Genomic DNA, 11,171 nt, shown 5'->3' with positions numbered 1-11,171 from the left:
ACTCTTGCCTTAGACTTCGGGCCTTAAACTTCGCCGATTGCGGCAATTGGGAATTTGGAACATGGCTTTTGGCGGCCCTAACGACAGAAACGATCTGCCGCGCCTGGCACGCATCGATCCAAAGCTGTTCGATATCCTGTTCAGCGGCTGCAAGGTCGAGCGCTACGCCGCCGGCCAGCATCTGTTCGTCCAGGAAGATGCCGCCGACCGGATCTACGGGGTGATGAGCGGCACGGTGGAAATCTCGATCTATTCGCCCGGCGGACAGAAGCTGGTGGCCAATATCGAGCTGTCGCGCAGTCTGGTGGGCGAGATCGGCGCCCTGGACGGCCGGCCACGCACCGCCACCGCCATCTGCCTGACCGCTTGCGAGCTGGTTTCGCTCAGCAGGATACAACTCTTTGATCGCATTGAGAGAAATCCACCGCTGGCACGCGCGATGATCGAACTTCTGTGCGCCCGGCTGCGCTGGGTCAGCGGCGAACTCGGCGATCAGGCCTTCTTCGGCATCCAGGCGAGGCTCGCCAAACGCCTGGTCTTCCTGGCCAAGGTGATGGCCGACAGCGCCGGCTGGATCCCGATCTCGCAATCGGAACTCGGAGAGTTCCTCGGCGCCACGCGCGAGTCCGTCAACAAGACGCTCAACGACTGGCGCAACCGCTCGTTCATTGCCATCAAACGCGGCGGCCTGCGCATCACCGACACCGGGGCGCTGCGCCATATCGCCGAATCGCAGGACGACGACTGACGCCGATCCCGAATCAGCCCCGGCTAAGACTCAGAGCCGCGAAATCAGGTAGCGCAGCGCCGAGCGGCTGGGCATGAAGAAGTATCCACCACCCTTGGTGGTGACGAATTGCGGCATGTCACGGAGCGTCGTGACCTTTTCCCATGACGGAATGGTGAACCTGCCATCACCGCTGCGCGAACCAATCGTCGGGTCCTTTTCAGCGACGAGGCCCTGGAACGTGGCCGACGAAACCCAGGTCTGCTGAATGAATTCGTACTGGCGCTCTATGTCGGCGTTGAGGCACATGAACAGCAGCCCTTTTTCGACCTTGCCATTCTTGCCGTCCTGCTTCTCATAGGTACGGCCGACCCGCAGGATACGATGGTGCTTGCCGATATTGATCTGCGTATCGCGGTCCTCACCCAGCGAGTCGCGTGGGTTGGAACGGCGAATGTGGGCACCAAGCGGGCAGCGATGGCCTTGCGGATCCTCGGCGCCAGCGGCGAAGTCGTTGTCGATGACGCGTCCCGGATGATCGGGGTTTCGCACCAGCGAGCTACCGTTCTGCCAGCGGCCGAGCATCTTGGCGGCAATCCAGTCTTGCGTGATGGCTTGGTTGCCGAGTTGGCTCGCGACCAAGGCTGCAGCCTTTTTGCAGTAGTTGTTGAAGACGTCGACGTGCTGCTCGAACTGGCGAATAACCAGGAATGAACCGTTGCGCCCGAAATCGCGCGGCGGTGGCGGCAGGCCCGGAATCAGCCGGCTACGGCGCACCTGCGAAAGGATTCCGGTCCGATCGCGTGATGCGCTTACCGAGGGCGAGGCTGGATAGAACCCATGCTCATCACGATAGCCGAACAGGAACTCGCCGGGCGCGACCAGATGCATGGGCGCGGCGCCCCTGCTGGCGCGGGTCGTGCCGCGGACAATCGGCTGCGAAATCCCGTCCGCGAAACCGAAATGCTCGTAGGCTGGCCCACGTTCCGACCGATCGTCACGCTTTGCCCCGTCGGACGATTTCGTCTTCGTGTCGGTCGGACCCCGGTTTACGGCGAGCGGCAGTTCGGCGACGACCTTCATGCCTGCACCGGTCGTCTTTCGTCTCACGGTGGCAATCTCGGTCTTCAACCGTCCCGGGTCTTCAGCATAGCAGACGATGACCAGGTCCACAGGGTTCTCCAACGACCCCCACTCCCATTCGTCCGGGCCGTCGCGGCCTCGGTCGTCCAGTATGCGCCCACGCTCGGGATTGCCCATGCCATGGCGAAAGGCGATCGGAAATGTTTCCAGTGGATCGCCCTCCACACCCTCGTCGAGCCCAAACTGCCGCAGGCCACCGGGACCAAAGGCGACTATCATAGCTCGCCCGGCGGGCCTGCCTTCGCCGAAACTCGTCTGCTCGACAACGAAATCGAGCCAGGCTCTGCGCTTGGGCGCCGGCAACTTGTCCGGCACCCGGATCGCAAGCATATGCGAATAAGCGAGCGGGCCGAGCGGGCCGAAGAAGATGGACTGGATCTCGCCGGTTTCCAGCTGCTGCTCGAGAGGCGCCGGAAAGGCAGAGCTGATATTGGCCAGCAGCGAAGTGGTCTTTTGAACGGTGGTTGTTTCGCTCGCCGGGCGCCGTAGCGAACCGAACAAGCTCAGCCAGTCGCGCGCCTCGTTGCCGACGGCGGAAGCAATGCCGCGCCTGACCTGGGAATTGATCCGGATGCGCTCTGTGTTGATTTGGGGATAGGCGGAGTACCAGAACAGGGTCGGCACCTGCTGGCGCCGCGCCCAGCGCTTGAAACGATCGCCGTCGCGCGCGCCGTCCAGGAACAGCCATCGTGTGCGTGGATAGCCCACGGTGTTGCTCCACACGCCGGTGAGGCCAGCGGACGCCTTGGCGATGAAGTCCTCAAGATAGCTTTCCCAGCTGCCGCCGTAGTTGGAGAAGAACATCAATCGGTTGGAGCCGGGCAGCAGTATCCAGCGGGCGAAATGGATGGTGTTGATGGTGTTGAGGAAGCCTGGCTTGAATACCTTCTGGGCAGCTATCGAGATCAGGTAGAAGGAAAACCTGAGCGCCAGCCGCCGCAGAATGCCGGCCTTCATCGTCGAAATCGCAGTCAGATGGTTTTGTGCCGCGTGGCCCTCCTTGACGAGTATCGCGTTCAATTCAGATATGCCGATCGATGTGCTTTCCGGCCGATCCCTGTCCTCGCGGCGTCGCAGCGCCAGCAAGCACGAAAACGCCAGCAGCGCCGCTGCCACCAACACTCCAAGTCCCGACAACAGAAGTGAGGTGATTGCTACGGCTATGGCGGTGAAGGAGATTTCCTGGGAACTGATGTCGATAGATCTGCCGAACACCACACCGTAGGTCATATACCAGCAAGCAGCCCAGATGATCGCCACCGTGACGAAGACCGGCGGTACCAGCAACGTCGTCATCAGGGCACGGCCCCAATGACCCGGCGGCTTTTCCAGCAGGCTCTCGGCCGGCTCGAACGCCCAGGCAAACGTCCCTAATGACTGGACATGCTGGCGAACTTCAGCGAGCACGGCAGGAGCGTTGCCGGCGCCTTTGCGTGGCCGCTCGACGATGTCGCGCACGGCTTCGAAAAGCTGCTGCTCGGCCTTGATACGCTGGACCGAGTGCCCCGGCGTGCCCGAAAACACCAGTCCGGCATTGCTGCCGAAGGACGGCGATATGTCGACATTGTGCTTGCGCAGGAAATCGTTCAATGCGCCGCCATCGGGCAGATCGCAGACATCCTTGAAGATCGGCCGCAGCCGGTGCCCGATGGCGTGCGTGACCGCATCGATGACATCGTCGATGCTGCCGTCACCGGACATCTCGAGAACCAGAGCTCCTTTTTCCTGACCGGAATCAGCGCTGATCTCGCCGGTGCCGACCACGGTCAGGCTGGTGAAGTGGACGGTGCCGGCAATATCGAGCGCGGTGCGGATATCTTCGACGGCCGGGTTGCCGAGGCTGGCAACCTTGTCGCGGACAGCATCCAGCGACGCGGATCGGGTGACCGAGCAGACCACCGTCACCATAGACTGCGTTACGGTGCGGCAGAGTTCTGCCCGTTCGAAATCGACCTTGAGGGTTTCGGGATAGGCGCCGATGCGGGTCATCCGCCCGGCCTTGCCGGGCATGCGGCGCACGCCCTGCTTCTGGAACAGGGCGCGCAGGCTTTCGCCGATCTGGATCCTGGCAATCTCGGCGCCGATGCACTGATGAATACCGTGGCCGAACACCATGTAGTCGCGATACGGGCGCGATGTGTCGAACTGGTCCGGGTTCTGCACGGCGTCGGCATCGAACATCGCCGACAGCGTCGCCGGCATCACCACCGTGCCGGCCTTCACCAGGCGCTCGCGGCGCGTACCCTTGCCGATGATCGCGTCGCGGGCCGTGTAGCGCCAGGGGCCGACCCAGATCGGCTTGAAGCGCATGGCTTCAAGGACGGCCCTGTCGAGCTTGGCGGTATCGTTTTCGGCCAATGCGGCATCGATAGCCTGCCGTGCGTCGGGCCGCGACAGGATCACGTCGAGGCAATTGCCGGCGGCCAGCACATTGGTCGGGACGAAGCCGGCGATCATGCCCAGCATGATCGAATTGAGGTCGTCCCGCGACAGGCGGCCCTGATCCATCTGGACAACCAGCCTCGCCAGCGGTTGCTCGGCCTTCAAGCCCCGGTCCCTGGCCGACTGGATGGAGCGATCGATGACTTTGAGAAGACGGTCGCCCGCCACCACCGCGAGTTCGCGCATGACGGGGCTCGCCGTCGGGTCCGAAAAGAACAGCGCACTCAGCGCGATCGCCCAGTCGGCGAATTCGGATTCATCGTCGATCTCGACGCCGAAATAATCTCGACAGATGTGCACCGGGACGATCTTCATCAACCTGGAGATCGCATCGAAGCCGGGGCTGGCGCGCGTCATGATCTCTTGCGAATGACGCGCCGCGATCGGCCTGACGGCGGCTTCGACCTCGGCCGGCGGGAATGCACTCAGCACCGACGATTTCATGCGCCGGTAGTCGGCGCCGTCCTGCATGCCGAGGATGAAGTTGGATCCCCGGGCAAGCTCGGTCATTTCCGGGCCGTATGGGGTCTGGAATTCGTCGCCGCGCTCCAATATGTCGCGGACATCGGCGTTCTTGGTGACCACGAGAACGCCGAAAAGTTTGCCGGTCGGCCGGAAACGCCGCAACAAGGAAAGCGCCCAGCGGGGGTCTTCGGCCAGAGACCCGACGACGCGCGCAATCAGCCCTGTCTTCCGGATCCGGCCGAGATCGAAGGGCGGCATTTCCGACAGCGGGCGCTGGTTTTCTGGGCCGCGCGAATAGCGTCGAAATACTTCAGTTTGGTCATGCGCGTTCAAGCCCCCCGGCCATCCACGTCATTGCGATGCCGGCCGTTCAACGCCTAGGTTTGCATCGGCTGCACGTATGTGAATCTTTTCACAGTTGGTCCATGTTCCAGCCAGCACTGACGCCATGTTCATTTGGCCAGTTGGAAATTGGCGACGAGGAACTCGTTCGCGGCCTTGTCGGTGAACGGTATCCAGCGCACACGCTGTTCTGAAAAATCGGGATGCCGGGTGGTGAAAATGGTCATCTCGCGCCGCGCCTGTTCCGGCCGGCCGCTTCGCATCAGCGCGCCGATCTTCAGGAACCTGGAATAGAAATAGCCGGGAGACAGGTTGAGCGAGCGGTCAGCGGCAGCGATCGCCGCCGGCCAGTTCTCGACCAAACAATAGGCCGCCGTCAGTTCCCCCAGATTGTGGAAGCGGTAGAGGTCGAACGGGCTCAATCGCTCGGTATCGAGAAAGAACGGTATCGCGGTCGCGGCATTGCCGAGCAGCAGCTGGGCGCTGCCCATGGCCGAGCGCGCGAAGGCAAAGCTCGGATTGATGTGGATCGCTTCCTCGAGATGGTCGACGGCCGACCGCGGTTCGCCGCGCATGATGTCGACGGCGCCGAGATGGGCGTGCGGGCGCGCATCCAGGCTGTCCACCAGCAACGCCTTGCGGGCAAACTGCTCGACCTTGTTCAAATCGTCGCTGTCGCCGAAACGCAGCCATGCCCGCCAGAAATACCACCACGCCAGTTCGTTGAGCACGGCGCTCGAGTTGGCGTCCTCGCGGTAGGCCTTCTGGAAGAACTCGAGTGCGGTTTCGGTGTCGCCGCGGGTGCGCCGGTTCATGTGCCAGCGGCCCCGTCGCACCAGTTGCCAGGTCTCCAGGCTTTCCCAGGGAACCTGGAAGGTGCGTGCCTGTTCCGCCCGGTCGACCTCCTTGTCGAGGATCGAAACGATCTCAGCGCCGATCTGGTCGCGCAGGTTGAAGATGTCGACCAGATCGCGATCGAAGCGCTGCGACCACACCAGCCGCCCGTTGGACGCGTCGGCCAGCGAGGTGTTGAGGCGGATCTGGCCACCATTGCGCATCAGCGTGCCGCTGACGATGTAGCGCGCGCCGAGCGCGTTGCCGATCACCCGCGTGCCCAGCGTGTCGTCGCGGAACTGGAAGCTGGAGCCCTTGGCGATGACCGAGAGCCATCTGGTGTTGGAAAGACCATAGATGATGTCCTCGGCGATGCCGTCGGCCATGTAGCCGATGTCATGCTCGCCGCCATCGGCGTGGAAGGGCAGGACGGCGATCGCCGGCGGCCCCTTGGACGACAGCTTCTGCTGCGCATTGGCCTGGGGAATGGCGGCGAACGACGCCGCCGGCGAGGATCCGTTGCCACTGCGGCCGGCGATCAGAACGCGCACCGGCAAGGCGATGTTCTTCAGCATGAATTCGCCGAGATCGGTGAATTCGGCCGCCGTCTTGTCCTTCACATGGTGCCAGGTCGTCTCCGAAACGGCGAGACCGTCGCCCGGCGCGAATTCCTGGATTCTCGCGGCGATGTTGACGTCGTCGCCGTAGAGGCGTCCACCACGCACGATGACGTCGCCGGTGTTGATGCCGGCCCGAAACGGCATGCGCATGTCGTCGGCAACCTCGGCGTTGAGGGCGACGATGCGGCCCTGGAAATCAAAGGCCGCGCGCAACGCCTCGATCGGATTGCCGAACTCGGCCATGATGCTGTCGCCGGCGTCGCCGAACGTGCGGCCGCCAAATGTGCCACAGCTGTCGGCGATGATGTCGCGCCGTTCCTCGAATGCCGCGACAGCAGACTCGTCGTCGATGCCCATCAGCCGGGAGAACCCGACGGCATCGATAGAAATGATTGTCGCCAGCTGACGGGTGTAGTTCCGTACAGCCATGTTCGAGCCCCCGCTCCCTTTCTGGTTCTGGTCCAGCACAGGCGACGACCCGTTCCTGAAACACTTCGCCGCGCGCTGAGAGATGAAGATTCCGGCGGGGTTGGCGCGCCATGCCACCCCGCCAGGACCAGAAGTCTAGCAGGGTCTTGGGCAAAGCTCTACCACCATCGGGTTGTCCAGCGCGGGCCGTAGCAGCACTCATGGTTGGCCGGCGGTTGGCGCAAATATTGGCGTGCCGTCGCTCTGAGCGCGGCGATCCAGGGCTTCACGGAAGCTGCGCGATGTCAGCTCTCGGAACAAACTGTGCTGCCTGCGAGTTTCCGGTGCGGTTCATGCCAACGTGAAATGAGGGTAATCATGCGAAATCTTGTTCTGGCGACCGGTGTCGTCGTTCTTCTGGCCGGCTCGACGGCCTTTGCCGCGGATGACAGCCCACTGCCGCCGACGAATGCCCAGAAACTGTCGGCAATCATCGCCAAGGTCGAGCAGCGCGACGGCTTTCGCTATGTGAAGGAGGTCGACTGGGACAAGGAAGGGTACACCGTCACCTATTACACCGCCGACAAGGCGAAAGTCGAAATCACCTTCGATCCCGTGACCGCCGAACCGAAATAGCGCCGATACCGACACCGCTTCGGCAATTCCGTCCGCTGCGTTTTTTGCCTAGAATGGTGGCAGTTGTCGGACAACGGGGCGACCATGCTTTCTTCCAATCGAATTGCCAACTCGTTTGCGCTTGTCGTCGCACTTGCTGGCGGGGCGGTCTGCCTTGGTCCAGCGCGTGCCGACGGGCCGTCCTTCGACTGCCGCAAAGCCAGCCTGCCGGTGGAAAAGGCGATCTGTGCCGACCCGCAACTGTCGGCAATTGATGCCTTGGTCGCCAAGGCCTTTACGGGTTTCGAGCCAGCCTTTGGCCGCGAAAAGCGCAAGATCGCCCGTGCGCTCATCACTGACAGGAACGCCTGCGGGCAGGATGCCGCCTGCATCGTCAGCGCCCAGAACAATGCGCTGCAGACCTACGGCAATGCGCCGTCCTGGGTGCAGGATTACAACATCGCCCTGATCGGCAAGAAGGCGCTCGACACCGCGGCCCGCCATCCGGGCAGCCCCGACCAGCCCCTGCCCTCGTCGATCGGCCAATGCGCCTTGACCCACATCACCGCGCTGACGACGCGGCTCGGCGACGACCCGCTGGAAACCGCCGGCCCTGAAGCCGGCAGCCTGGCGCGGTTCAGCAATGGCGGCGCCGGGGTTTCCTACGAGCGGGAGCCTGGCCTTGCCAGTTCGAAAGCCGGCGATCCTGTCGTCATGTGCCTGATATCGATCCCGAGGGATTGTCCGCAGGGCGACGAGCGCGGGCGGGTCTATTACGGCGTCGACCTCACGATAAAAGGCACATGGGTTTTGCCGGATTCACAACATCTATGCGGCGGCGCCTGAAGATTTGCCGCAAAGCACTGCTGGATGCACTCTTGCGCCGATCCGCCTTTGATGGCTGAGTGCGCGTAACAGTTGCAGGGCGCGGGGGTGCATGGCCATGGTTAAGCATGTTTTGAAGCGCATCCTGATGATGCTTGCCGGCTATTTCGTTTCGGTGCTGATCGGATTGTTCGCGGTCGTGGCGATATATTGCGCACTCGCCGTATTGCCCAACGCGCCGGACTATTTCGGCGCCATGCAATTTTCGCCCATTGTCGTGCTGCTGTGGCCGCCGCTCGGCATGGTCGTCTATTTCCTGACGATCGTGCTGACCGGCCTGCAGACGCTGATCTTCGCGCTGCTCGCCGAATTCTTTGCCCTGCGCAATTTCCTGGTGCACATGCTGTTTGGCGCCGCTGCCGCTGCAGCCGGCTTTTTCCTGGTCTGGCCGGCCGCGGAAGAGGATGCCGGACACTGGGCCGATATCGGCATCATCGCCGCCGCCGGCCTCGTAGCCGGTCTGGTCTATTGGCTGATCGCGGGCCGCGACGCCGGCTTCCGGCGTCCGCTCATCCAGCGCTGATCGCAGGAAACGGCCGACCGTCTATCGGCCAAAAATCTAATAAAACCAGAGAGACAAAGTGAGTTCCTCGTTTCGTTGAACGAGGAACTCCGCTGGTTCAGCTCGTCGGCGAACGCACCGCTTCGGTCGCGTCAAGCGCCTGCATCAGCCGCGTGTCGCGGTCGTAGACGTCGTTGAAATATTCGACTTTGCCGGACAGGTCCGGCCAGGCAGTGAAGTAGGAGACATAGACGGGAATCGTGCGTGTCACGTCTTCGCTGGCATGGCCGTGCTTGAGCTTTTCGGCGATGTCGTCGACCGAGACGCCGAGCACCGCCGCCGCCATCCCACGTGGATCCTGAAGGCGAATACAGCCATGGCTGAGCGCCCGCATATCGCGTTGGAAGAAGGATTTTTGCGGCGTGTCGTGCATGTAGATGGCGTGCTTGTTGGGGAACAGGATCTTCAGTTCGCCCAGCGCATTGGCTTCGCTCGGCTGCTGGCGCACGCTGTAGGGAATGTTGGCGCCGTAGGCGCCCCAATTGACCGAGGAAGAGGGAACCCGCCTGCCGCGCGAATCGGTCACCTCGTAGCCGGCACGGTCGAGATAGCCCGGATCGCCACGCAGCCTTGGCAGCATCTCGTTGACGATGATCGACTGCGGCACGCCCCAATAGGGATGGAAATCGACCTGCTTGATCTCCTTGAAGAAGAAGGCGGTCTGGTTGGTGGTCCGGCCGATGACGACGCGGGTCTTCAGCTTCTCCTCGCCATTGTCGATATAACTGGCGGTGAAGGCGGGCTGGTTAATGAACACCCGCGGGCTACCAAGATCGGACGGCAGCCAGCGCAACTCTTCCAGCGCGACCTGCACCTTCTGCAGCCTGTCTGCCTTGGATGCGCCGGCGAGCGAGGCGACGGTGCGCGGGCCGATGACCCCATCGCCCTTCATGCCGGCCTTCACCTGCACGGCCTTGATGATCGGAACCAGTTCGGGAACATAGACATCGCTGGTGCCGAGACGAGACAGGATCTCGCCATAAGCGCCGCCCATCTCGTCGTCGAGATTGCGCGCGATCAGCGTCAGCAGCTTCGGCAGTTCGGCGCTGGTCTCGCCGGGCTTCAGCAACAGCTTGGGATCGACCACGATTTCGTTTTCGGCGCTCGCCTGCAGCGATTCAAGTTCGACGCGCAGCGCCTGATATTCCGCGTTCTGCGGGTGCCGCGATTCGAGGTAGGTGCGCACTTCCTGGGTGTGAGCCAGCGTCTTGAGCGCGCCTTCCATGTCGACCGGCTTCGGCGGAAATTCATAGTAGCCGGTGATGCGATTGGGATCGACGCGCCCGCTCTGGGCGTCACGGGCATAGCGCAGCACGCGCGCCGACAGCGCCATCTCGAAGCGCACGAGTTCCTTCAGATGGGCATCGGCATTGACCGCCGATGCGTTGGCTGCCGGCACTTCGACCGTGTAGTCGGCCGACGTGAGACCATAGCTTGCGGCTTCGCCAAGCACCCGCACCGCATCCTGGGCGCGGGCATTGGGATTGCCTTCGTTCACCCAGATGAAATCAGGATTGGCAGAGTAATAGGCAATCAGTGCCTTGGCGATATCGGGCTCGGCATAGAGTTCATAGTCGCTGAGGCCTGCAACGGCTTCGCGGAAGGCAGTGCTGGTCGCCGACGGCACAAAGGCGGCGTCTTCAGCTGTTGCCACCTGGGGAGGTGCTGCCACCAACGCGGCAAAGTCGACGCGCACCAGCCGGTCGGCCTTGTAGGTGTAGTAGGACGGGCTGCTGATCCTGGTGCCGCCACCGCCCGACACGGCGGGCTTCGGCTTGCGCTTCGGCGGCGGCGGGAATTCGCCTTGCGGCCTGTGCTTGACGCCACCGCCGAACAGCATGTCGAACAGGCCTTGCGCGCTTGCCTGCGGCACACCGAAGGCCAGTGCTGCCGCTACTGCAAGCGGCATCACGGCGGCTTTATTTCCGAGGAATCTCATTAATCACCCGCTCCGGCTGCAAGCCGGCTCCCGTTCCGCGCCGCTAGACGATCTTGCCAACCGCATGGCGGATGTAAGGCGCTACTATACCGATTCATACCGATTTCGTTAAGCTTCCATAAATTTCCGCGGGCCTGTTGCAGAACGGTTTCACAACATCGTGACGTCTGGAGCGGCGTTGCCGCCCCA

At 62.7% G+C, this 11,171-nt stretch carries 7 protein-coding genes; 4 read left to right on the top strand and 3 right to left on the bottom strand.

Features of this window, described 5'->3' with window-relative positions; genetic code table 11:
* The first annotated feature begins 61 nt into the window (after positions 1–61).
* Complete coding sequence (locus NLY44_RS07555; protein WP_023805161.1) at positions 62–748, top strand: Crp/Fnr family transcriptional regulator; 687 nt, start codon at positions 62–64, stop codon at positions 746–748.
* A gap of 30 nt (positions 749–778) precedes the next feature.
* On the opposite strand, the gene NLY44_RS07550 is transcribed toward NLY44_RS07555, so the two are convergent.
* Together NLY44_RS07550 and NLY44_RS07545 are read right to left on the bottom strand one after the other, a co-directional pair.
* Entirely contained in the window at positions 779–5,110 is a 4,332-nt protein-coding gene (locus tag NLY44_RS07550; protein WP_286456886.1) for a cytochrome P450, read from the bottom strand.
* A 119-nt stretch (positions 5,111–5,229) separates the two neighbouring features.
* Positions 5,230–7,002, bottom strand: a complete 1,773-nt coding sequence (locus tag NLY44_RS07545; RefSeq protein ID WP_023690753.1) for an adenylate/guanylate cyclase domain-containing protein — start codon at positions 7,000–7,002, stop codon at positions 5,230–5,232.
* A 357-nt stretch (positions 7,003–7,359) separates the two neighbouring features.
* Between NLY44_RS07545 and NLY44_RS07540 the strand changes: the two genes are divergently transcribed.
* The 3 genes from NLY44_RS07540 to NLY44_RS07530 all read left to right on the top strand — a co-directional run bounded on the left by NLY44_RS07540 (position 7,360) and on the right by NLY44_RS07530 (position 9,004).
* Positions 7,360–7,617, top strand: a complete 258-nt coding sequence (locus NLY44_RS07540; protein WP_023690752.1) for a PepSY domain-containing protein — start codon at positions 7,360–7,362, stop codon at positions 7,615–7,617.
* Between the two features lie 84 nt (positions 7,618–7,701).
* Positions 7,702–8,442, top strand: a complete 741-nt coding sequence (locus NLY44_RS07535) for a lysozyme inhibitor LprI family protein (RefSeq protein ID WP_050588903.1) — start codon at positions 7,702–7,704, stop codon at positions 8,440–8,442.
* 91 nt (positions 8,443–8,533) lie between these two features.
* Positions 8,534–9,004 (top strand): hypothetical protein, encoded by a 471-nt coding sequence (locus NLY44_RS07530; RefSeq protein WP_023805158.1) that lies wholly within the window; start codon positions 8,534–8,536, stop codon positions 9,002–9,004.
* A 97-nt stretch (positions 9,005–9,101) separates the two neighbouring features.
* Here NLY44_RS07530 and NLY44_RS07525 read toward each other — a convergent pair whose 3' ends face one another.
* Positions 9,102–10,982 (bottom strand): L,D-transpeptidase family protein, encoded by a 1,881-nt coding sequence (locus NLY44_RS07525; protein ID WP_023805157.1) that lies wholly within the window; start codon positions 10,980–10,982, stop codon positions 9,102–9,104.
* Positions 10,983–11,171: the final 189 nt, after the last annotated feature.

This window comes from Mesorhizobium sp. C089B, from assembly GCF_030323125.1.
Taxonomy (GTDB): Bacteria; Pseudomonadota; Alphaproteobacteria; order Rhizobiales; family Rhizobiaceae; genus Mesorhizobium.
The sequence above is the reverse complement of the archived record's forward strand: the minus strand, read 5'-3'. Positions and strand labels throughout refer to the sequence as shown.

Excerpts from the sequence above, each read along its gene's own strand:
- NLY44_RS07530 (WP_023805158.1), top strand. The coding sequence starts at position 8,534 with ATGGCCATGGTTAAGCATGTTTTGAAGCGCATCCTGATGATGCTTGCC.
- NLY44_RS07545 (WP_023690753.1), bottom strand. The coding sequence starts at position 7,002 with ATGGCTGTACGGAACTACACCCGTCAGCTGGCGACAATCATTTCTATC.
- NLY44_RS07525 (WP_023805157.1), bottom strand. The coding sequence starts at position 10,982 with ATGAGATTCCTCGGAAATAAAGCCGCCGTGATGCCGCTTGCAGTAGCG.
- NLY44_RS07555 (WP_023805161.1), top strand. The coding sequence starts at position 62 with ATGGCTTTTGGCGGCCCTAACGACAGAAACGATCTGCCGCGCCTGGCA.
- NLY44_RS07540 (WP_023690752.1), top strand. The coding sequence starts at position 7,360 with ATGCGAAATCTTGTTCTGGCGACCGGTGTCGTCGTTCTTCTGGCCGGC.
- NLY44_RS07535 (WP_050588903.1), top strand. The coding sequence starts at position 7,702 with ATGCTTTCTTCCAATCGAATTGCCAACTCGTTTGCGCTTGTCGTCGCA.